General features: G+C 41.9%; 23 protein-coding genes. 18 read left to right on the forward strand and 5 right to left on the reverse strand.

Going from position 1 to position 20,936, the window contains the following annotated elements:
- Position 1 precedes the first annotated feature (1 nt).
- Positions 2-1,126: a type IV pilus assembly protein PilM gene (gene pilM / locus CYLST_RS20610; protein ID WP_015209676.1), complete on the reverse strand. Its 1,125-nt coding sequence runs from the start codon at positions 1,124-1,126 to the stop codon at positions 2-4.
- 127 nt (positions 1,127-1,253) lie between these two features.
- Between pilM and CYLST_RS20615 the strand changes: the two genes are divergently transcribed.
- A complete protein-coding gene (locus CYLST_RS20615; RefSeq protein WP_015209677.1) occupies positions 1,254-2,549 on the forward strand; it encodes an ABC transporter substrate-binding protein in 1,296 nt (431 codons plus the stop codon).
- A gap of 69 nt (positions 2,550-2,618) precedes the next feature.
- Here CYLST_RS20615 and CYLST_RS20620 read toward each other — a convergent pair whose 3' ends face one another.
- From CYLST_RS20620 to CYLST_RS20630, 3 genes are all read right to left on the reverse strand, one after another.
- Positions 2,619-3,917: a bifunctional folylpolyglutamate synthase/dihydrofolate synthase gene (locus tag CYLST_RS20620; protein ID WP_015209678.1), complete on the reverse strand. Its 1,299-nt coding sequence runs from the start codon at positions 3,915-3,917 to the stop codon at positions 2,619-2,621.
- A 204-nt stretch (positions 3,918-4,121) separates the two neighbouring features.
- The gene (locus CYLST_RS20625) at positions 4,122-4,247 is read right to left on the reverse strand and encodes a photosystem II protein Y (protein WP_015209679.1); all 126 of its coding nucleotides are present in this window, start codon (positions 4,245-4,247) and stop codon (positions 4,122-4,124) included.
- A gap of 143 nt (positions 4,248-4,390) precedes the next feature.
- Positions 4,391-4,918 (reverse strand): gamma carbonic anhydrase family protein, encoded by a 528-nt coding sequence (locus CYLST_RS20630; RefSeq protein WP_015209680.1) that lies wholly within the window; start codon positions 4,916-4,918, stop codon positions 4,391-4,393.
- 242 nt (positions 4,919-5,160) lie between these two features.
- Between CYLST_RS20630 and CYLST_RS20635 the strand changes: the two genes are divergently transcribed.
- The 17 genes from CYLST_RS20635 (at position 5,161) to map (ending at position 20,572) form a co-directional block, all read left to right on the forward strand.
- Positions 5,161-5,670 carry a TIGR02652 family protein gene (locus tag CYLST_RS20635; RefSeq protein WP_015209681.1) on the forward strand — a complete coding sequence of 170 codons (510 nt, stop codon included), beginning with the start codon at positions 5,161-5,163 and terminating at the stop codon, positions 5,668-5,670.
- A gap of 68 nt (positions 5,671-5,738) precedes the next feature.
- Complete coding sequence (locus CYLST_RS20640) at positions 5,739-6,167, forward strand: VOC family protein (protein WP_041233777.1); 429 nt, start codon at positions 5,739-5,741, stop codon at positions 6,165-6,167.
- Positions 6,168-6,470: 303 nt separating this feature from the next.
- The gene (locus tag CYLST_RS20645) at positions 6,471-9,308 is read left to right on the forward strand and encodes a M16 family metallopeptidase (RefSeq protein WP_015209683.1); all 2,838 of its coding nucleotides are present in this window, start codon (positions 6,471-6,473) and stop codon (positions 9,306-9,308) included.
- 290 nt (positions 9,309-9,598) lie between these two features.
- The gene (locus CYLST_RS20650; RefSeq protein ID WP_015209684.1) at positions 9,599-9,889 is read left to right on the forward strand and encodes a PqqD family protein; all 291 of its coding nucleotides are present in this window, start codon (positions 9,599-9,601) and stop codon (positions 9,887-9,889) included.
- A gap of 24 nt (positions 9,890-9,913) precedes the next feature.
- On the forward strand, positions 9,914-11,095 hold the full coding sequence (locus CYLST_RS20655; RefSeq protein ID WP_015209685.1) for a glycosyltransferase family 4 protein: 1,182 nt from the start codon (positions 9,914-9,916) through the stop codon (positions 11,093-11,095).
- Between the two features lie 314 nt (positions 11,096-11,409).
- Complete coding sequence (locus CYLST_RS35245) at positions 11,410-11,565, forward strand: hypothetical protein (protein WP_015209686.1); 156 nt, start codon at positions 11,410-11,412, stop codon at positions 11,563-11,565.
- Positions 11,566-11,743: 178 nt separating this feature from the next.
- On the forward strand, positions 11,744-11,905 hold the full coding sequence (locus CYLST_RS35250; RefSeq protein WP_015209687.1) for a hypothetical protein: 162 nt from the start codon (positions 11,744-11,746) through the stop codon (positions 11,903-11,905).
- Between the two features lie 179 nt (positions 11,906-12,084).
- Positions 12,085-12,225 (forward strand): hypothetical protein, encoded by a 141-nt coding sequence (locus CYLST_RS35255; protein WP_015209688.1) that lies wholly within the window; start codon positions 12,085-12,087, stop codon positions 12,223-12,225.
- 257 nt (positions 12,226-12,482) lie between these two features.
- Positions 12,483-12,626 carry a hypothetical protein gene (locus CYLST_RS34690; protein ID WP_157162616.1) on the forward strand — a complete coding sequence of 48 codons (144 nt, stop codon included), beginning with the start codon at positions 12,483-12,485 and terminating at the stop codon, positions 12,624-12,626.
- Positions 12,627-13,018: 392 nt separating this feature from the next.
- Positions 13,019-13,168: a hypothetical protein gene (locus CYLST_RS35260; protein WP_015209690.1), complete on the forward strand. Its 150-nt coding sequence runs from the start codon at positions 13,019-13,021 to the stop codon at positions 13,166-13,168.
- A 278-nt stretch (positions 13,169-13,446) separates the two neighbouring features.
- Positions 13,447-14,460: a phosphoenolpyruvate carboxykinase (ATP) gene (locus tag CYLST_RS20660; RefSeq protein ID WP_015209691.1), complete on the forward strand. Its 1,014-nt coding sequence runs from the start codon at positions 13,447-13,449 to the stop codon at positions 14,458-14,460.
- A gap of 52 nt (positions 14,461-14,512) precedes the next feature.
- Positions 14,513-15,409 carry a glycosyltransferase gene (locus CYLST_RS20665; protein WP_015209692.1) on the forward strand — a complete coding sequence of 299 codons (897 nt, stop codon included), beginning with the start codon at positions 14,513-14,515 and terminating at the stop codon, positions 15,407-15,409.
- 29 nt (positions 15,410-15,438) lie between these two features.
- Positions 15,439-15,534 carry an NAD-dependent epimerase/dehydratase family protein gene (locus CYLST_RS36835; protein WP_157162617.1) on the forward strand — a complete coding sequence of 32 codons (96 nt, stop codon included), beginning with the start codon at positions 15,439-15,441 and terminating at the stop codon, positions 15,532-15,534.
- The gene (locus CYLST_RS20670; protein WP_015209693.1) at positions 15,531-15,974 is read left to right on the forward strand and encodes a lasso peptide biosynthesis B2 protein; all 444 of its coding nucleotides are present in this window, start codon (positions 15,531-15,533) and stop codon (positions 15,972-15,974) included. Before CYLST_RS36835 ends, CYLST_RS20670 begins: the two co-directional genes overlap by 4 nt.
- A gap of 3 nt (positions 15,975-15,977) precedes the next feature.
- Positions 15,978-17,795: an ABC transporter ATP-binding protein gene (locus CYLST_RS20675; RefSeq protein ID WP_015209694.1), complete on the forward strand. Its 1,818-nt coding sequence runs from the start codon at positions 15,978-15,980 to the stop codon at positions 17,793-17,795.
- 7 nt (positions 17,796-17,802) lie between these two features.
- Positions 17,803-19,035, forward strand: coding sequence for a nucleotidyltransferase domain-containing protein (locus tag CYLST_RS20680; protein ID WP_015209695.1), 1,233 nt, complete (start codon positions 17,803-17,805; stop codon positions 19,033-19,035).
- 709 nt (positions 19,036-19,744) lie between these two features.
- Complete coding sequence (map, locus tag CYLST_RS20685) at positions 19,745-20,572, forward strand: type I methionyl aminopeptidase (protein ID WP_015209696.1); 828 nt, start codon at positions 19,745-19,747, stop codon at positions 20,570-20,572.
- Here the strand turns inward: map and CYLST_RS20690 are convergent.
- Entirely contained in the window at positions 20,569-20,853 is a 285-nt protein-coding gene (locus tag CYLST_RS20690) for a hypothetical protein (protein ID WP_041233194.1), read from the reverse strand. The two genes, map and CYLST_RS20690, sit on opposite strands and share 4 nt — an antisense overlap.
- Positions 20,854-20,936 lie beyond the last annotated feature (83 nt).

Raw genomic sequence — 20,936 nt, forward strand, 5'->3', positions numbered from 1 at the left:
GTCACACCTCCCGCATTCCTAGACCAAGTACTATCCCCAACCCAGGGCGTTGTGCTAGGGGATATTTTTCCGCATCAACTTCCAAAGACAAAGACCCTATGGGATCTATTTGGGTAGTTGGCAAACTCAATCGTTGAGTAAAGAACTCATCTAACTGTTGGAGTCCGCCCCCCGGTCCAGCCAGTAGAATCTGCGCTACTTCCAAATTTTCACTTTGATTAAGGTAAAAATCGATGGAACGCCTCAATTCATCTGATAGTTCTCCCAACACTCTCAACATCGCTGCCATACCAGGATTAATGCCGGTGACACCAGTTTTCCCACCATCTATGGGATTTGAGGGAATAGTCATTCCCTGCAACATTTCCATATCTCGTGAAGTGGGTAAATTCATTGCCCTTGATAAAGCAGTTTGCAGTTGATAAGTGCCGATTGGCACCGTGCGCGAAAATTGCGGCACTCCATTAATGATGATGGCAATTTCTGTGCTGTCGAACTCAATGTCAACTAGTACCGCAGCTTCTTGCGGTCCGAATAGCCGCAGCTGATCACGAATAGTCCTAATTAAAGCAAAACTGTTAATCTCTAAAACATCAATTTGTAATCCTGCCTGCTCAAATGTACTAATGTAGGTATCCGTCACCTCCTTGCGAGTAGCAACCAACAGCACACGTACTTTTTCAATGCCATCCTCATCTACAAAGTACCCAAGTTTCTGATAATCCACATCAGCTTCTTCACGGGGATAGGGTAAATACAAAGCAGCTTCGTGATTTAACACCATCTCCCGTAATTCTCTATCATCTAACTCTGCTGGCACGGGTATCAGACGCACAATGGAATCTCGTCCTGGTACACAAGTAGCCACACGAGATACCTTGATTTTACTTTCAGCTAGGGCCTGCTGGATTAGTTCCGCCATTGCTGGAGGGTTGGCAATTTGACCATCGGTAACTATACCTTCGGGAACAGCTACCGATGTCAAAGACTCTAATTTCACACCTTGGCGTTGCTTGCGTAGTTGAACTATATTCACTCGTTCTGGCGCAAGTTCAATGCCAACCCCTTTATTAGAATTACGAAATAGACTATTGAGGTTGAAGCTTTTGACCACAGTTTTGTCCACTAGACTGCTAAATGGAAAATTTAAATACTATTCAAAACGAGCTGGATATCAAGTAATCGATTTAGCCTATAATCTCGACAACTATACATAACTTTTCACCCCGATCAACCGTAAAAGTACTAGCACGATGATTAAAATGCCAAAATTTAAACAGCTAACTGTTTTTGTACTGCTCGGCTTATTCACCAGTTGGATTGTAAGTTGCAGCACAGGTAACGTTGGCACAGGTGCAAAACAAGCTTCAGAAGCGGCAACTATTGAGTTTTGGACGATGCAACTCCAACCCCAGTTTACCAATTACTTCCAAAGCTTAATCACGAAGTTTGAATCGCAAAACCCCAGTATCAAGATTAACTGGGTGGATGTACCTTGGGCTGCTATGGAGAACAAAATTTTAACAGCTGTCTCAGCAAAAACGCCACCTGATGTTGTGAACCTCAACCCAGATTTCGCTTCCCAACTGGCAGGACGAAATGCCTGGTTAGATTTGGATGCGAAAGTCTCTAAGGTCGTACGCTCCTCCTATCTGCCAAATATCTGGAAAGCAAGTACGCTCAATGGCAAGAGTTTTGGGATTCCCTGGTATCTCACCACGCGGTTAACTATTTATAACACCGATTTATTAAAACAGGCAGGTATCAGCAAACCGCCTGCTACTTACGCAGAATTAGCCAAAGTCGCACAACAAATTAAAGATCAGACTAAGAAATATGCGTTTTTTGTGACTTTTGTACCGCAAGATTCCGGTGAAGTGCTGGAATCCTTTGTGCAGATGGGAGTTACCCTAGTAGATACCGAGGGTAAAGCGGCGTTTAACTCCCCACAAGGCAAAGCAGCATTTCAATATTGGGTAGATTTGTATAAAAAAGGTTTGCTTCCTAAAGAATCTTTGACGCAGGGACACCGTCATGCAATTGATTTATACCAAGCTGGAGAGACAGCGTTGTTAGCTTCTGGTCCAGAGTTTCTCAAGACGATCGCCAATAATGCCCCGAAAATCGCTCAAGCTTCAGCTATAGCTCCCCAACTCACAGGTGATACAGGCAAGAAAAATGTCGCCGTGATGAATATAGTCATTCCCCGCGACACCAAAAAACCTGACGCTGCAGTCAAATTTGCCCTATTTGTCACTAATGACGAAAACCAACTAGCTTTTGCCAAAGCTGCGAACGTCTTACCATCAACAATCAAAGCACTGGGTGACAGCTACTTTAAAGATGTGGCAGCTAATGCTACAACAGTGGAAAAGGCAAGAGTTACCAGTGCCAAACAACTACAACAGGCAGAGATATTAACCCCTACACTCAAGGATTCCAAAAAACTGCAAAAGTCAATTTACGAGAACTTGCAAGCCGCTATGCTGGGTGAGAAGACAGTAGATAAAGCCGTAGAAGATGCAGCGCAACAGTGGAATAATCGGTAATTGGTAACGGGTAACGGGTAACGGGTAATTGGTAATGGGTAATTGGTAATTGGGAAAAAGAAAAAACCCTTATCTATTGCCCATGCCGAAAAAATGCCCTATTAAATACAGGGAACCACATAAAACTACTAAATTATCTGTCGGAGTAAAAGCAGCATCTAACGCTGATGTTAAATCTGGATATGTGCTGCAAAAGCTCAATTCTGGACAGACATCAGCGGCTAGTTTGGCTAATTCACCAGGGTAAGCTGAACTACTATCTGGTACTGGCACTAAATACAATTTATCTCCTGGACAAAGTAAAGCTTGGAATATGTCTTGATGTTCTTTAGTAGAGAGCATTCCCATCACCCAAGTTACAGAATCCTGAGTAGTCTGTTCTCCCTGCTGACTCTCAGGGGTAGGGGGTGGGGTCAAACTATCAACATAATCGCGTAAAACTTCGGCTGCGGCGGGGTTATGGGCGCCATCAATTAATAATTTATGGTTTTTCCAAGTAACCCATTGCATCCGTCCTGGCCACTTGGTTTTCGCCATACCATTGATTATGGCTGCTTCAGAAATTTGCCAACCCTTTTCTTGCAGGATTTCCAAAGCAGCTAAAGCCAAAACCGAATTAGTTAGCTGGATTTGTCCTTGCAATGGTAAAGGATATTTAAGAGTGTTTGAATTTTGAATTGTTTCATATTCTGCCCATCCTGTAGCTATTTGACGGGCAGGTTGAGGGGTAAAAATAGGGCATTGTAATTCTACAATCCGCGATTCTACTACTCTATCTGCGTCCGGTGACAACGGACCAACCACAGCAGGACATCCAGGTTTCAAAATTCCAGCTTTTTCTCTGGCAATATCAGCGACAGTGGGGCCGAGTTGTTGCCAGTGTTCACGGCTAATATTCGTAATGATCGTCACAAGAGGCTGGGAGCAGACATTAGTGGCATCCAAGCGCCCTCCTAGTCCAACTTCTACCACCGCTACATCGACTTGCTGTTGAGCAAAATACAACCAAGCCGCTGCGGTAATTACTTCAAACTGAGTTGGGGACTCTTGATTATGGTCAATGGCCCCTTGAACTTGTAGGATTAATTGAGAAAATGCCTCGGAAGAAATTGGCTGTTCGTTGAGGCAGATGCGTTCTGTCCAATCGACTAAATGGGGGGAAGTGTAGCGTCCTGTGCGATAACCAGCCTCGGTGAGTACAGAGGAGAGATAGGCACAGACAGAACCTTTGCCATTAGTGCCAGCAACATGAATGACTGGGACTTGGTGATGGGGGTTGCCGAGATTTGCCAATAATTTGACAATGCGCGCGAGTCCCAGATGGACACCAAAGTGTTGAAAGGGTTTGAGTAAAGAATCTATATGCACAAATGGGTAAGTAATTAGTCTCGAATAATAATTAAAAATATTGAAATTGGTTTGTAGTCAGGACTTTAGTCCTATTTTTTCCGGAGAAAGCGGGCATAGCTGCCCTGACTGCGGAGGGTTTCAGAGAGAGGGCTGAAGCCCTCACTACAAACTTTATGGGTAATAGGTAAAAAATTCCCCATTACCCATTAGCCAATGGGGAATTTAAGCTTCTTTGTTCAAAAAGTTTTGAACTTGTCTTAATGCCGCAGCACCAATGTTAAAGACAGCCCAACCAGCAGCGATGGCTACTGGTGCTAAAACGATGACTACGCGATAATCAATGTCCATATCTAGAAACCCTCTTTTAATCAGAACTTAAAGTTTTGTCAACTGCTCTCATTTTTATTTTTAGCTGAAGTGGGCAACTTTTCCAGCCTGATGTGTAAAGAATGATTAAAGTTTATTCATTAGTCATGTCCCCAGCCTCTTGGCTAGGGCTGGTGAAAACCAATATCTGTACCGTTACCAGCATGAACCAAGGCTAATTTTTGGTAGCGTTTAGCGTGTTCGATGAGTTCTGCCGCTTCGGTGTCTGTAACTTGACGCTGCACTTTGCCAGGAATGCCAACGACTAGGGACAAGGGCGGTACATTTTTAGTCACTACTGCACCAGCACCAATGATACTACCAGCACCCACCCTTACCCCATCTAAAATCACTGCACCAATGCCAATCAAACTTCCACGTTCAATGTGAGCAGAATGCACCACAGCGCGATGGCCTACGGTAACATAATCTTCTAAGATCGTGGGCAAACCAGGGTCACCATGTAGAATTGCCCCATCTTGAATGTTGGTAAACTCGCCAATATCAATGCGTTCTACATCCCCCCTAACGACTGCTCCATACCAAATGCTCACTCCGGAGGCTATGTTTACCGAACCCATAACGACAGAATTCGCTGCTATGAAGGCAGCTTGAGAAAAATCGGGAGATGTCCAGTAAGAAGTGGTAGACACGATAGAATATGAATATGGTACCCAGGAACACTGGAAAAACTCCAACCTTTGAGGCTGGTTGCAAAACCAGGATATCACGGTGTCTAGCCTCTATACCGAGGAAGGCAAGAGTGAAAAAAATCCCTGCCGCAACTTCGTGTCTGTGTAGCAGTGAGCAAGTAACCCAAAGGATGAGAGCAGAAGTGTAAAATCGAACCCACTGATGCTGGTGAAGACAAAACTATGTTTGTACGCACTTCATGATGAATCCAGGCTTGCAGTACCCAATGTTTGGCCCCGAAATACAGTGTCCTCACTGTCGCCAGACTATTCCAGCGCTGACACTAACAGATACATATTTATGTCCGCGTCATGGCGCTTTTGAAGCTGATCCGAAAACTGGGGAATTGATCCATCTACAGTCGGGGCGTCACTGGCGGAGGTGGAATAATGAATGGTATCGTCAACATACCCATCCTGATGGTATTCGGTTTGAAATTCACGAAGCCCTAGATAAGCTGTATACCCAAGGCTATCGAGCAACAAGGGTGATTATTGCGCGACGCTATCAGGAATTGATGAGTGGTTATTTAGAACGCAGTGCACCTTGGCGTACAGGAGTGCCGGAAACTACAGGTGCGCGACTGTACGGATTACCGGTGGAGTTTAGCCCCGATTCTGGGGAGGAACCTTGCTGGGAAGTGATTAATTTTGATTTGGAAAAGGAGCCTGGTGTGCCAGTGCGCTATCCTTATTTCCGATTGTTTGAGTAATGGTCATTAGTCATTGGTCATTTGACAAGTGACTAAAGACCAATGACTAATGACTAATGACTAAATTTATGCATCATGCTTCTATTCGGACTGCAAATATTCATCGTGCGATCGCCTTTTATCAGCAGTTGGGGTTTACAATTTCGGAACGCTTCACTACAGGCTACACCCTAGCTTGCTGGATGGAAGGACTGGGGGGGAGAATTGAACTGATCCAAATTCCCGAACCAAAACCAGCCCCGGACGCTTTTGCAGACGAGCATTATGTGGGCTACTATCATCTTTCATTCGATCTGACGGAGATGACACCAGATTTACCCAGTTGGCTGGATAGCTTAAAAAAACGTTTGGCGGTGGTAGATCAATTACAGCCACTGAAGATCCTTTTGGAACCAACACAGCAACAAATAGGCTCGCGCATTTTTGAAGTCGCCTTCATCGCTGATACTGATAACTTACCCCTAGAATTTATCCGGGTTTTAGCTAAACTCGGTTAGTGAATAGGGAACCCGAAGGTCTTTCTTTCCCAATTCCCAATGTTGTTGCATGTAGCTTTTGCTTGTAGCTGGCAAGATGCTAAGATTAGCTGCTCGGGCATATTACCTTAGTGCTAAATTAGTCGTAGCACACAGATAGCTCCCAGATTTAGACGCAGTAAATTATTGCGCCTTTTTGCATAAAATAACTTTTTTCTAGAGTGTTGCCGAGGTTACAGAATCTCTCATAAATAATAGATTATAGTCATACTCCAAAATAAATATGTAATAAAATTTACATATATATCTGCCAAAGCTCAGTCTGTGTTTTCCACCGTGCATCGATATCGTTTTCCATTATTAATATTGAGTGTCTGGATAATTGCAGTGTTTTTGTTAAGCAACAAGCCTGTTATTAGCCATATTGAAAATTTTCCCCAAACACTGTTAGCAAAAAGCATCAAGACCCCGGCAGTGACAGAAAATGTCAGCAAGACAGTGCTAGAAAATGGTCTGACTGTCTTGACAAAAGAAGTACATAATGCAACCGTGGTGACTGTGCAGGTGTGGTATAAAGTCGGTTCGCGTAACGAAGAACCGGGAGTAAATGGCATTGCCCACCAGTTGGAACATATGATGTTTAAAGGCACAAAAAACCGTCCGATTCAATTTGGACAACTGTTTAGTGCTTTAGGCAGTGACTCCAACGCTTTCACTAGCTATGACCAAACGGCATATTACGGCACTGCGGAACGGGAAAAATTGACAGCGCTGCTGGTGCTGGAAGCAGACAGAATGCAAAATTCCCTGATTGATGTTGAGCAACTAGCAAGTGAAAAGCGGGTAGTAATTTCAGAGTTGCTCTTTTATGAAAATAGCCCGGAATACCGCCTAAATCGAGCCGTGATGCGGGCAGCATTTCCTGATCATGGTTACGGGTTACCTGTTGGTGGTACTAAAGCCGATGTTGAGAAATTTGAAGTTGAGCAGGTGCGGAAATATTACCGCAAATTCTATAGTCCCGAAAATGCTGTTTTAGTAATTGTGGGAGACTTCTCAACGGCAAAAACTCTGGAAACCGTTAAAGAGATATTTGGCAAAATACCCCAGAATAATCCTGAGAAACGATCGCTCTTTTCTGAATCGCCTATGCAACTGAATACTCCCCACGGGCTAAACGCCCCGCTAACAGCAATCAGCACGCCGATAGTGCTGCGAGAACTAGGGGCTGGTTCAATGCTGCAAGTAGTGTATCCACTCCCAAAGGGGAATCAATCGGATGTGCCAGCCTTGGCTGTGATGGATTACATTTTGACAGAGGGACGAAATTCTCGGCTGTATCAGGTATTGGTGGAATCAGGTTTAGTTAGTGAAGTTACATCTGCTGTTGCCAGCTTGCGAGAATTTGGCTGGTACGGAATGTTGTTGACTGCCGCTCATCATCAGGATTTGACAACTATTGACTCAATGCTCAAAAGTGCGATCGCTAATTTAGCCGCAACAGGGGTGACATCTGAGGAATTAGCACGAGCCAAGGCTCAATTAATCGCATCTGTCATCTTAAGTAACCGTGATATCACTAGCCTAGCAATGCAATTAGGCAATGATCAGACCACTGCTGATGATTATAACTATACAGACCGCTACTTAGCCGCTGTCCACCGGGTAAGCGCAGCAGATATAGTGGCTGTGGTCAACAAATATCTGAAACCGGAAATTCGTGTAGTGGGCTTTTTTGAACCAACCGAGAAACTAACAAAAGGGATTGTCGCTAAACCACATTTGGCACAAACTACAGAAAATTTCTCTCCTGTCGCACCTGTAACTCCATCTGAGGTGATCAAGTACCTACCGCCTGTACCTCGAGCTACAGACGCTGTGACACGAGAACTACCACAAGCATTCACTTTTGCCAACGGTCTGCGGGTATTGCTGTTGTCTGACAAGAGTACTCCGACTGTGACTTTGAGTGGTCACATTACAGCCGGGACAGAATTTGACCCAGATGAGCAAGCTGGACTGGCATCACTCGTGGCTGACAGCCTGGTGAATGGTACTAAAACTCAAGATTTATTGACTATTGCCAAAGCTTTAGAAGAACGCGGTGCGAGTTTAGATTTTGAAGCGGATCGTGAAGGTGTGCGTATCCAAGGGAATAGTTTAGCAGCGGATTTACCTGTGCTGCTGGAAACTTTAGCAGATGTAGTTAAAAATAGTACATTTCCCGCAAAAGAGTTGGAAATCAATCGCCAACAGGCTTTAACTGCTCTTGACTTACAATTAGACGACCCTGATGAAGTAGCAAAAAAAGTATTTGTGCAATCGATTTTTCCCAAAAAGCATCCCTTGCACACCTTTCCTACGACTGCGAGCATCCAGCAGATTAAACGTGAGGATGTGATTACTTTCAAGGAAAAACATTATCGTCCAGACACGATGGTGCTAGCGCTGGTGGGAGATTTTGAGGTAGCGACAGTGCGATCGCTCCTTCAGGCTCAGTTTAGTGACTGGCAAGTCAAAGGTCAACCACCAACAGTCAAATATCCCGCAGTCTCGATGCCAGCAAAACTGGTGCGGATAAATCCAGTTCTTCCAGGTAAAGCCCAAGCGATTACTTATATGGGCTATGCAGCTATTAACCGTCAAGACCCCCGATTTTATGCAGCCTTAGTGTTGAATCAGATTTTGGGAGGCGATACGCTATCGAGTAGATTGGGAACAGAAGTGCGCGATCGCCTTGGATTAACTTACGGAATTTATAGCAGCTTCCAAGCCGGAAAAAACGTCGGCACATTTTTGATTGAGATGCAAACCAGCCCAGAAGATACCAGTCAAGCGATCGCTAGCACCCGCAAACTACTACAACAAATCCATCAGCAAGGTGTCAGCGAAAAAGAAGTGGAGACGGCTAAACGCACCTTAATCAGTAACTACAACGTTTCTCTAGTAAATCCAGAAGAATTAACTAAAAAAATCTTGATGAATGAAGTGTACGGACTGGACAAAATAGAACTGCGCTCTTTTACTCAAAAAATCCACCAAGTCACCTTTCCCCAGGTTAATCAAGCAGCTCGTGAGTTGCTCTACCCAGATAAAATCGTGGTCGTAACAGCAGGCCCGCCTGTCTTAGCAGACAGAAGCATTATTCAAAATTCAAAATAGAGACGGAGACCCCCGTAAGAGATACAAAATCCAAAATTCAAAATGAGCAGTTTAGTTAAGAAACTTTACCAACCTTCACACAAAGCGCTACAGGCGTATTTAAATTAGCTTATTTTTAGCGAAGGTATTGTTATACACTACTTAAAGTGTGTATGTAGTTGTGAATAGCAACCTTTCAACTTGTGACGATCCAACCTCACCTAAGCTTGACGTAATTGTCAGGCAATTGGTAGTCCGAAGTAACAGCTTAATAAACACTAATTAACCAGGCTCGATATTTACTGTAAAAAATGACACTACAAATAGCCTTAAATCAAAAAGTGTCCTTATCTGCAAATGTTCTGACTCAAGACTTAGCAGGAGAGTCTGTTTTGTTGAATCTGCAAAGTGAAGAATATTTTAGTCAAAACGAAGTTGGTACAAAAATATTCTTTGTGCTAACTGAGTCAGATTCTATCCAGACAGCTTACGACACCTTGCTAAAAGAATATGAGGTAGAGCCAGAAAAGTTAAAACAAGACTTGCTCAAGTTTATTGATAAATTGGTTAAGGCTGGACTAGTGGAAATTACTGGTTCTTAACTTGTTGAAGCAAAAAATCAAATCATGCGTGTACTGATGATTGGTGCTGGGGGTGTTGCCTTGACAAGACCCTTAGATTGGGCAGTCAAAGCAGGTTATGAAGTTTGGCTACTAGGTGATGTAGACCCCTATGAAACGGAAACTCCCAAAAATTATCGCTATTTCCCCACTGTTTGGCGAAAGTATCTAGAGGAGTTTACCAACACCTACCCATACGAAGATCAGATGGCTGAGGAAATGGCAGAGCCGTTACGTAAACTTGCAGACGAATTCCAGCCTGATATTATCCATGTCCACGCCATTGGTTGGCACGCCCAGTGTTGTGTCCTGGCGAATCTAAGCCCTCTTGTCGTGTCTGCTTGGGGCTTTTTAAATCATTTGCTACAACCAGAAAGGGAACAAAGCAAGCATAACGATAGGGTTAGCCAAGTGTTTAAGAACACTGGTGTGCTGATTGTAGAGACACCTAGTTTGATAGAAAAATCCAAAGCACTGTTGAACCCTAATCAACGGGTAGAATTAATTCCTTTAGGGACAAACCCCCAACATTTTCGCCCTGGAGTCACCAAGGATTTGCCAAAGTGGCGGCGGGAAGTGTTGAAGATTACCGAAGCAGCCACAATTCTGCTTTCGCCCCGTGGTTGGTCTAAAGTGTACAACCATGAGCAGATATTTGCAGCTTATGCACAGGCTTATCCCCAATTCACCAAACCGACGGTACTCGTCTTTTCAAAGCTAGGGCGTGCCGGTGGAGAGGACGCAGTAGTTATTTACGAAAGCATCCGCAAACAAGCAGAAGAACTTGGGTTATTAGAGAATCTGCGCTGGATGCCTGCTCTACCTTATAATTTTATGCCTACAGGCTACAACTTAGCAGATGTGATTCTCAATTATCCCGTCAGTGATGCCTTTCCTTCGACACTAATTGAAGCAGTTGCCTGTGAACGCCCAGTTATTACCTGTGATTTGTTAGCTTATCGAGGTACTTTTATTGAAGAATTTTGTACTTTGGTAGAACCTGAAAACCCAACTGCTCTAGCAGAGGCAATGATTAAAGTTGTCAATCAACCTCCCCAAGAGCGAGAAGCACATCTTGCACAAGCACGGCAAGTTATTGTCGAGGAATATGATGAAGCAATTTTACAAAAGCGGATATTCCAAATATATGAAGATTTGGCATTTACTACTAAGGTAGTCTCTGCCTAAATTTTCCATCACTCAATTTAATTAGGACTTACCAATAAGTCACGAAATAGCTAACTGTAAAGGATAGAGGCAAGAATAATAGTTTAGGAGAGTTTTTGTGTAAATCACATCAATATATTAAATTTTGTTCATTAAAATATTTTTTTTACCAATCTGTAAATATAGACTTTGGAAATTTTTAGCCGCAATTTTTGATCGCAGAAAATAGTAATAACTTTACATAAAATTTATAAATCAAGTAATCTGAATTATTGTAATATTTTATAGTCTGATAATTCCAAACAACTAAAACACAAAAAACAAGGATTGATCAAATGTCACAATCTGAAAACACGAAAAAAAACTATTCTGAACCAGAATTGAAAGCTCACGGTAAAATATCTGGTTTGACACAACAAGTGGGTGGTAGCGGTGGTTTTGGTACTACAACCGGATTCACCATATCTACTACTATTGATACATCTGGTTAGTATAAAAAATACGTTAATTGCTGAATTGATTCGCTGTCACATAAAGTCTGGAAAGGTAGACTTCACAAGTAGGAAGAATTTATTAAGTAAATAAAATTGCCTAATAAATCTAGCCTAAATACACCTTTCTACCTCCCCGCCTACATGCCTACTCTGTATACACATAAGGATTTCTGAAATGCCTCAATCTGAAAACGCGAAAAAAAACTATTCTGAACCAGAATTGAAAGCTCACGGTAAAATATCTGGTTTGACACAACAAGTGGGTGGTAGTGGTGGTTTTGGTACTACAACCGGATTCCCCATATCTACTACCACTGCGGGTATTCCTGATAATTAAGTAGAAAAAAACACGAAAAGCTCAACTTCACTCGCTGTCATATAGATGATGGCAGGGTAGAGTTAGCAAGTAGGAAGGATTTATTAGGAAATTTTCTTGAGCTAATAAATCTAGACTAAATACACCTTTCTAATTGCCCTCTTATGAGGCTATTGTTTACACACGTAAGGATTCTTCAAATGTCTCAATCTGAAAACACGAAAAAAAACTATTCGGAACCAGAATTGAAAGCTCACGGTAAAATATCTGGTTTGACACAACAAGTCGGTGGTAGTGGTGGTTTTGCTACAACTTCCGCCCCCATTACTGGTCTTCCTTAAGCAAGCAGTATAAAAAACATAATGGCAGTAAATTTGAATTCCTGTCATATAAATAATGGGAAGGTAAAGCTAGTTTATTAGGTAGAAAAAAGTGCCTAGAAATCTAGACTAAAAGAGATTTTTTACCTACTTTTTTCCTTAACATTTTGTGAAAATAAAGTGTGTAAGTTTGTCCTTTCCAAAAGAACCCAGACTTTTTCAAAAAGTCGGGGTTCTGAAACTTATGAGTTTGCAGATAAAAATAAATATAAATGCAAATGTCGATTAAAAACGATGAATATTACTATCAATTTTATGGACTCAATCTATCTATTAATCGACTGCTCCAAGGGTTAGTTACTGTTAACAGTTTTGCACCGATAGATGTTGCTATTCACCTAGTTGGTGAACAGCAGATTTAACCGCCATTACTCGACCAAGCTTTTTGGAATGTGCCGCTTGAGTGGTATCAACAAACAGGTTTCCATTTGTGGACACAATACGGTTTGGTTAACGTTTGAATCTATCGAAGATCCCCCCAACCCCCCTTAAAAAGGGGGACTTTTAAGGCTCCTTTACTCCCTTAAAAAGGGGGATTTTTAAGGCTCCTTTACCCCTTAAAAAGGGGGTCGCCGCAGGCGGGGGGATCTGATCCGAACCGTATTGCCTGTGGACAAGCTTTGCCAAGCTTTAGCTATTCCTAAGAGTACTAATTAAGTTTAACAAGCTTTATGTAAATGAGATTTGGCTATGGTATTATTTGATAATCTGATAACTCTAAATCAGGAAAACACAAAAAATAAGGACTTCTCAAATGTCTCAAGCTGAAAACACGAAAAAAAACTATTCTGAACCAGAATTGAAAGCTCACGGTAAAATATCTGGTTTGACACAACAAGTGGGAGGTAGCGGTGGTTTCGGCACTACAATCGGCTTCAGCACTACTGCTCCAACTACTGCTTAAACAGTATAATTAAATACAAACAATAATCAAGTTTACGCGTGTAAATTTTCATTTTTTCATATCAAGTGAACAAGTTTTATAGCGGTCTGTAGTCGCGTGAGATCTAAAAACTTTACTAAAATGCTTGTATAGTAAGGAATTTAGTGTTTTCATAAAATCGATAACCGCTACAACAACAACGTTAGCATCAAGCAACAGTTGAATTGGATGTCCTCGTAGCCACTGTAGCCAGTGGTTACGAATCGTATTGTCACTCCGTCAGGTTATTGATAAATTCAATGTCGATTAAAAACGATAATTATTGCTATCAATTTTATGGACTCAACCTGTCTATTAATCGACTGCTTCCAGGGTTAGTTACTGTTAACAGTTCTGCACCGATAGATGTTGCTATTCACCTAATTGGTGAACAGCAGAGTCAAATGCCGTTACTCGACCAAACTTTTTGGAATGTGCCGCTTGAGTGGTATCAACAAACAGGCTTTCACCTATGGACGACGCATAGGGATGACGGTACTTACTGGAGGATAAGGTCTTTTGATGGAGTTGATTGCTTGGAATTCATCTTGAATCCTGATGGTAGTCAAGTTTGGGGTTTTTGGTCTAGAGATGCACTATTTACGGATGCGGTATCTTTGCTGCTGGGTTGTGTACTCGGTCATCTGTTACGGCTGCGGGGAGTGACTTGTCTTCATGCCAGCGTGGTTGCGGTTGATGGGAGCGCGATCGCCATTTTAGGACAATCAGGGGCTGGGAAATCAACCACAGCAGCAGCGTTGGCTAGCCGTGGATTCTCCGTATTGGCAGATGATATTGCCGCACTGATTCCTGATGGAAAAAGGTTTTGGGTACAATCTGCTTATCCTCGTCTACGCCTGTGGCCTAATTCTGCAAATGCCATTCACGGTTCAATAGAAGATTTATCACTGGTATCAACAAATCTAGATAAACGCTTTATAGATTTGCAAATAAAAGATAGAGAACAGTGGCAGTTTCAATCCCAAGCTTTGCCATTAATTGCTGTGTACATATTAGGAGAACGTGACCAAAACCTCACAGCACCTATAATTAATTACCTCTCTCTGCCTGACGCAATGAAGCATCTAATCTTCAATTCCTATGGGCGTGCTTTCCTCACTTCTCAACAGTGTAGACAAGAGTTTCAAGAATTAGGCCAATTGGCAAAGACTGTTCCTGTGCGGGAGTTATTACTTCCTGATAATTTGGGAAGTTTGGGGCAAATTTATGATGTTATTTTAGAGGATTTACACCTGATTCATACTTTGGTTTAGCAACACCAGTAATTTGAATATCTGCCTATATTTACTAAGCAAATTTTTAAATATGCAAGTTTTTAAGCCAACCGTCAGTGTTATTATTCCTACTTACCAGCGTGGCCATCTTGTCAGTCAGGCAATTAACAGCGTTCTGGCACAAACCTACAAAGACTACGAAATTATCGTCATCAACGATGGTTCTCAGGACAATACTCCGCAAGTCCTGGCTCAATTTAGCGATCATCATCGAATTACCGCTATTCATCAAGCCAATCAAGGATTATCTGCGGCTCGCAATGCCGGAATTCGCTCTGCTCAAGGGAAGTATATTGCCTTTTTAGATGATGATGATCTCTGGGAACCTCAGAAGTTAGAAAAACAGATTTCCGTCTTGGAAGCCAATCCACGCATTGGTTTAATCTATTCAGATTCACTCTTTTTTTCTGATAAACGGGGTTTGTCTTTGCGTTCGTACAATACAGCATTTCCTACCCCTAATCTTCAGGTATTATGGACTCTTTTTAGATACAACTACATTCCAGTCCTAACGGTTGTTGTGCGTCGAGACTGTTTAGATAAAGTGGGTTTGTTTGATGAAACTCTGAGATGTTGTGAAGATTACGATTTATGGCTGCGCCTGATTGAAAAATTTCCGATTTACTTTTTAAATCAACCCTTAGCACGTTATCGGCAATCGCCAAATAATCTTTCTCAAAATGAAGAGCAGATGTTCACTAACCACCTGCGTGTTAAGGAAAAAGTCATCGAGCGCAATCCAGAATTCCTAAAAATCCCTGTTAATTTTCTCGATCCTTACTTTTACAATATCTACCTCGGACTTGCTAATTTACATATTCAAAATCATCAAATAGAGCAAGCACGTAGAGTTTTGCATCGCTATCGAGAAATGCGCGGTGAGACCTCAAAATATGAGTATTTGCGATTATCTGCCCATTCTGAATAAATTGTCTAAACCTATAAAATTTTAAGAGTATGCATTTTCTTGTTACTGGCGGAGCCGGATTTATTGGCTCTCATCTTACAGAAGAGTTGTTAAAAAACATCACGTCACTGTTGAAGTATAAATGAATAACTTATCTAAATTACTTGGACTAGATTCTCAAAAAAGACAACTTTTAATTAGCACTTTTGTTTTACTATTATTAGTCAGATTAGGTTTGTTTTTGCTGTCATTTAAAACCTTGCAGAAGCTTCTATCAAGCATAAGTAATGCCAAACCTAAATGCCAAGAAAAACACCATATCTCTATTGACAAAATCATCTGGGCTGTTGAAGTGAGCAGTCATTATATGCCTGGTGTCAAGTGTCTGGCGCGTGCCTTGACTTGCCAGTTTTTCATGAGTCGCCACGGTTATACATCTAATCTCTGCATTGGTGTTGCCAAAGGTGAACAAGGAGAGTTAAAGGCTCATGCGTGGTTGGAAAATCAGGGACAGGTTGTGATTGGCAATGTCACAAACCTTTCTAATTTTAGCCAACTGGCATCTTTTGCAAAAGAGCATCTTTAAAATATGAAACCAGGCAAAACTTTAAGATATAAAATCCAGCAAAGCTTACGCATTCTGCCTGCCTTGCGCCTAGTCTGGCAAAGTAGTCCTCGTTTGACTATTGCTTTGGTTGCACTTTTGGTTATTCAAGGTTTATTGCCTCTACTCTCTCTCTATCTCACCAAACTCATCGTAGATACAATAGCCGCCAGTGTTAATGTTGCCGACAAAGGAGCCGCCTTTAATCGAGTATTACTTTTGCTTGGCTTCTTTGGTACTATCACCCTGGTAACTACCCTGTGTTCTTCGCTGACTGAACTGGTTTATAGTGCTCAATCTCAGCGACTCACCGACTATATGCAAGGTATCCTCCATGCTAAATCAATTGAGGTAGACCTGGAGTATTACGAAAACGCCGAATATTATGATGCCTTGCAGCGAGCGCAAAAAGAAGCTCCTTCTCGACCGGGGCAAATACTACATCGTTTGGCATGGCTATGTTTGAGTAGTATCTCTTTGGTGGCGATGCTGGGGTTGCTGCTGTCATTACATTGGGGAATAGGGGTTATCTTATTTGTTGCCGCGATTCCTGCGATGGTAGTGCGGGTGAAATACTCCGGCATCATGTATCATTGGCAGCGTCAAAAGACAGCCCAGGAACGTCAAGCAGGGTACTTGAGTCGGATACTTACTACAGAGCAACACGCTAAAGAAATTCGCTTGTTTGATTTGGGTTCTTTCTTTAGTCAGTGGTATCTGCGCTTGCGGCGACAACTATACCAGGAAAACCTCGCCATTACTACTAGACAGTCTGTCGCTAATCTTGTTGCTCAAGCAGTGGCGGCAATTTTAGTTTTTACTGCCTATGGTTTCATTATTTATCAAACTATACAAGGCACTATTCGCTTTGGTGACTTAGTATTATATTACCAGGCATTGCAACGGGGACAAAACGACCTGAGAAGTCTCTTGGGTGGTCTGTCTGGTCTATATGAAGACAATCTATTTCTCGCTAACTTATATGAATTCCTAGACCTGAAACCAAAGGTTGTAGAACCATCTTATCCGGAACCTCTTCCCATACCAATGAAAAAGGGGATTGTGTTTAATCATGTCAGTTTCCAATATGCAACTACGAAGCGTCAGGCACTTCAGAATATTAATCTGACTATTCACCCAGGAGAAGTGGTGGCGTTGGTAGGAGAAAACGGCTCCGGTAAGACTACTTTAATTAAGCTTTTATGTCGCTTATACGATCCCACTTTTGGTAGTATTAGCATTGATGGCATAGATTTACGCCAATTTGAAATTGCTGGACTCCGCCGTCAAATTAGTGTGATTTTTCAAGACTATACCAAATATCATCTGACTGCTAAAGAAAACATTTGGTTGGCAAATATTAACCTGCCATTCAGCTACGAAAAAATCACCGCCGCTGCTCGTCGTTCCGGTGCTGATGATGTCATTAACAAGCTACCTCAAGGTTACGATACTATACTGGGTAAATTGTTTGAACAAGGGGAAGAATTGAGCATTGGTCAGTGGCAAAAAATCGCTTTGGCAAGGGCATTTTTGCGAGATTCACAGTTAATCGTGTTAGATGAACCGACCAGCGCTCTAGACCCGAAAGCTGAAGAAGAGGTGTTTCAGAATTTCCGCCAACTCATCAAAAATCAAGCGGCTATCCTCATCAGCCATCGCTTATCAACCGTTAGAATGGCTGACTGCATCTACGTGATGGCAAACGGTTCAATTATTGAAAGCGGCACCCATGAATATCTGGTGCAGCTGGGCGGTAGCTATGCACACCTGTTTGAAACCCAAGCCCAACACTATAAGTGAGTAATTTATGATTACATTAAACAAGCCTATTACTCAATTGCCAACAAAGGTTAGCCGTCCAGAAATTGACCTACTTCTGTGTTGTACCCGAACTCACATAGACCCTGAAACAGCAGAGCGAATTCAAACCCTGCTCCAGCAAGACATAGACTGGGCATATCTCCTGCAAATAGCAGATCGTCATGGGACGATACCACTCCTGTACCAGACCTTCAAGACGATGTGGAGAGAAGCTATTCCCAAAACAGTATTAACTCAGCTTCAGAATCATTATCACACTAATGCTAGCCGCAACTTATTTTTGAGTCACGAATTGCTTAACCTTCTTAAGCTCTTTCAATCTCACAAAATTCCAGCAATTCCTTTTAAAGGACTTGTTTTAGCTATTTCTATTTATGACAACTTAGCGATGAGGCAGTTTAGCGACTTGGATATTCTGGTGAAACAACAGGATATAGTCAAAGTTCAAGAATTATTGATTACTCAGAAATATCAACTAGAGACTGACGGTAGTTGGCAACAAACTTTTGTCCATAGTCAGAAACCAGAAGTAGTGGTGGATCTTCACTGGGAACTGACTCCCTTAGATTACTTCCCTTTTAAACTTCCTGATTTTGAAACTTTGTGGCAACGAAGCAAGTTTTTAACTCTCAAAGGTGAATCTATCATCGATTTCTCTTCTGATGATTTGTTGATCATCCTCGCTGTACAAGTTGCCAGAGGAGTTAATGAAGGTAGAGAGTCTTTAGCTCAGATTTGCGATTTAGCTGAATTATTCCGCATTCAACAGACATTGAATTGGGAACAATTATTGCAGCAAGTAAGCAGTCTGGAACTTAAAAGACCATTCTTTATTGGTCTACTTATAGTTAACACTCTCCTGAATGCCCCTTTGCCAGCGCAAGTAAAGCAGGCTATTCAAGAACAGATCCAAGTCGATCCAACAATTTTAATTTATGCTGTACGGATGCAAAAACAGCTTTTCACGGAAATTAAAAGTCCACTGATAATTAAACTTTTTTTTCAGCACCTGATGATCAATGGTCCACTCAGTAGAATGCCAGATCGTGTTTATCTAGTGTGGCAATTTTTGAGTTTTACTGTCAGGCTTGTAATCACTGATACTAACCAAGAAGACCGAGAATTTTTCCCATTGCCATCTGGTCTTTCTTTCTTATACTACTTAATCCGACCAATACGATTGGTAAGCAGATATATAACTAACAGTACATACAGATGAAATCCATAGACGTAATTGATACCAGCCAAACTTAGCCAACGGGTTGGATGTGCTGCTGTCTGTGGACGAATTAACTCCAATTTGGAGTTAGCCTATATCTGTAGCTAAAAACTGACAAGATTCCATCAACGTTGCAGTAGGGTGGGCAAACATTTATCCACCCAATACAGTTAAAGGTAGATAAAATCGTTCTGTGTCAGCGTAGTAGCATTAAACGCAGTCAGCACTGCTAGGGTTTGACTGCCTAAACGAATCTCATTACCAGACAAAGACAACTGATTAAAACTCAAGCCAGACAAGCCGATTTTATCGCTCTGACCTAAACTAAAGTCAGTGACTGCATCAGTTATAATTTGTCAGAACAAAGCTTTTAGATTATACCGTTATAATACCACAAAAAAGTAAGGCGTCAATATCAATCGCTGAAAAAACGTAACCTCGTTAAATAGTTGATATTATTGTCAATAATCTTGAGAATAACCAGGTTTATTGAGAAAAACTTGACAGGGCGGAATTTTTTCCAAAAATTATATTTAAAAAACTTATCTGTTGCCAACAAACGCAACTGAATATCCATCTAACAGTTCCCAGGGTTCAGTTTATCTAGAGGCGAAAAATAAGTTAACTTAAGTAAGGATATTATTTCTCAACTAATCTAGAAAACACATTCATACTTAAGCTGTGAAGCACCAGCAATTATAAATTTCCTATGAACATTCTCAGTAACTTGCTTTCTCAAACAACTCAGCCGAAAACAGAAAAAAGACAACGCCGAGGAATTGAAATTAAATCGCCGCGAGAAATTGACATTATGCGGCAATCAGGAAAAATTGTGGCAACCGTGCTCAAAGAGATTTCTGAGTTGGTAAAGCCAGGAATGACCACGGCTGATTTAGATGCTTATGCCGAAAAACGCATCCGCGAAATGGATGCAACACCCAGCTTTAAAGGATATCACGGTTTTACCGGTTCTATTTGCTCCAGCATTAACAATGAAGTTGTACACGGCATTCCCAGTCCGAAAAAAGTAATTCGGGCTGGAGATGTCTTAAAAGTAGATACAGGTGCTTATTACCAAGGCTTTCATGGTGATTCTTGCATTACAATTGCCGTTGGCGATGTGACACCAGAAGCCGCTAAACTGATTCGCGTAGCTGAAGAAGCGCTTTATAAAGGTATTGAACAAGTCAAGGCGGGTGCATACTTGCTGGACTTGGCGGGGGCGATTGAAGACCATGTGAAAATGAATCGTTTTAGTGTGGTGGAAGAATTCACCGGACATGGTGTTGGTCGTAACTTGCACGAAGAACCTTCGGTGTTCAACTACCGCACCCGCGAGATGCCAAATGTGAAATTGCGTGCAGGGATGACTTTGGCAATTGAACCGATTTTGAATGCTGGTTCTAAGCACACGCGGATATTATCTGACAGATGGACAGCAGTGACAATGGATAAAGCGCTGTCGGCTCAGTTTGAGCATACAGTGTTGGTGACAGAAACTGGTTATGAGATTTTGACTGACCGGACGCAAGTTTAAGCTTCCTCTTGCTGCGATAACCACAACAATTGCGATCGGCTACGACGGGGCGTAGGCGATGGCGCAAAGCACCCGCTCAAAGAGCGATCGCATTTCCAGAGAACATTCAAAGTCTGTAAATTCTCAACCAACGCCAGAACCAGCGTCTGAGGATGAAATCTGGAAGCAACATGATATGCAGATACCACAACCAGTTTTTCCAACATAATAATGCGTACAAGCTGCCCCTCTGGGGTGGCTTTTTCTATAAAAATCACATTGACTATTAACTTAAAAATCAAGCTTTATTTCTTTTACCCAGAGAAAAATATAAAAAAACAACATAGAGTATATACTGAGTTGCCAAACTAAAAAAATTCTCTAT

This window comes from Cylindrospermum stagnale PCC 7417 (genome assembly GCF_000317535.1).
GTDB classification, from domain to species: domain Bacteria; phylum Cyanobacteriota; class Cyanobacteriia; order Cyanobacteriales; family Nostocaceae; genus Cylindrospermum; species Cylindrospermum stagnale.

What these genes read in the sequence shown, in the direction of transcription:
- CYLST_RS20615 (WP_015209677.1), top strand. Translation starts at nt 1,254, where the DNA reads ATGATTAAAATGCCAAAATTTAAACAGCTAACTGTTTTTGTACTGCTC.
- CYLST_RS20625 (WP_015209679.1), bottom strand. Translation starts at nt 4,247, where the DNA reads ATGGACATTGATTATCGCGTAGTCATCGTTTTAGCACCAGTAGCCATC.
- CYLST_RS20635 (WP_015209681.1), top strand. Translation starts at nt 5,161, where the DNA reads ATGAATCCAGGCTTGCAGTACCCAATGTTTGGCCCCGAAATACAGTGT.
- CYLST_RS20640 (WP_041233777.1), top strand. Translation starts at nt 5,739, where the DNA reads ATGCATCATGCTTCTATTCGGACTGCAAATATTCATCGTGCGATCGCC.
- CYLST_RS20650 (WP_015209684.1), top strand. Translation starts at nt 9,599, where the DNA reads ATGACACTACAAATAGCCTTAAATCAAAAAGTGTCCTTATCTGCAAAT.
- CYLST_RS20655 (WP_015209685.1), top strand. Translation starts at nt 9,914, where the DNA reads ATGCGTGTACTGATGATTGGTGCTGGGGGTGTTGCCTTGACAAGACCC.
- CYLST_RS35245 (WP_015209686.1), top strand. Translation starts at nt 11,410, where the DNA reads ATGTCACAATCTGAAAACACGAAAAAAAACTATTCTGAACCAGAATTG.
- CYLST_RS35250 (WP_015209687.1), top strand. Translation starts at nt 11,744, where the DNA reads ATGCCTCAATCTGAAAACGCGAAAAAAAACTATTCTGAACCAGAATTG.
- CYLST_RS35255 (WP_015209688.1), top strand. Translation starts at nt 12,085, where the DNA reads ATGTCTCAATCTGAAAACACGAAAAAAAACTATTCGGAACCAGAATTG.
- CYLST_RS34690 (WP_157162616.1), top strand. Translation starts at nt 12,483, where the DNA reads ATGTCGATTAAAAACGATGAATATTACTATCAATTTTATGGACTCAAT.
- CYLST_RS35260 (WP_015209690.1), top strand. Translation starts at nt 13,019, where the DNA reads ATGTCTCAAGCTGAAAACACGAAAAAAAACTATTCTGAACCAGAATTG.
- CYLST_RS20660 (WP_015209691.1), top strand. Translation starts at nt 13,447, where the DNA reads ATGTCGATTAAAAACGATAATTATTGCTATCAATTTTATGGACTCAAC.
- CYLST_RS20665 (WP_015209692.1), top strand. Translation starts at nt 14,513, where the DNA reads ATGCAAGTTTTTAAGCCAACCGTCAGTGTTATTATTCCTACTTACCAG.
- CYLST_RS36835 (WP_157162617.1), top strand. Translation starts at nt 15,439, where the DNA reads ATGCATTTTCTTGTTACTGGCGGAGCCGGATTTATTGGCTCTCATCTT.
- CYLST_RS20670 (WP_015209693.1), top strand. Translation starts at nt 15,531, where the DNA reads ATGAATAACTTATCTAAATTACTTGGACTAGATTCTCAAAAAAGACAA.
- CYLST_RS20675 (WP_015209694.1), top strand. Translation starts at nt 15,978, where the DNA reads ATGAAACCAGGCAAAACTTTAAGATATAAAATCCAGCAAAGCTTACGC.
- CYLST_RS20680 (WP_015209695.1), top strand. Translation starts at nt 17,803, where the DNA reads ATGATTACATTAAACAAGCCTATTACTCAATTGCCAACAAAGGTTAGC.
- map (WP_015209696.1), top strand. Translation starts at nt 19,745, where the DNA reads ATGAACATTCTCAGTAACTTGCTTTCTCAAACAACTCAGCCGAAAACA.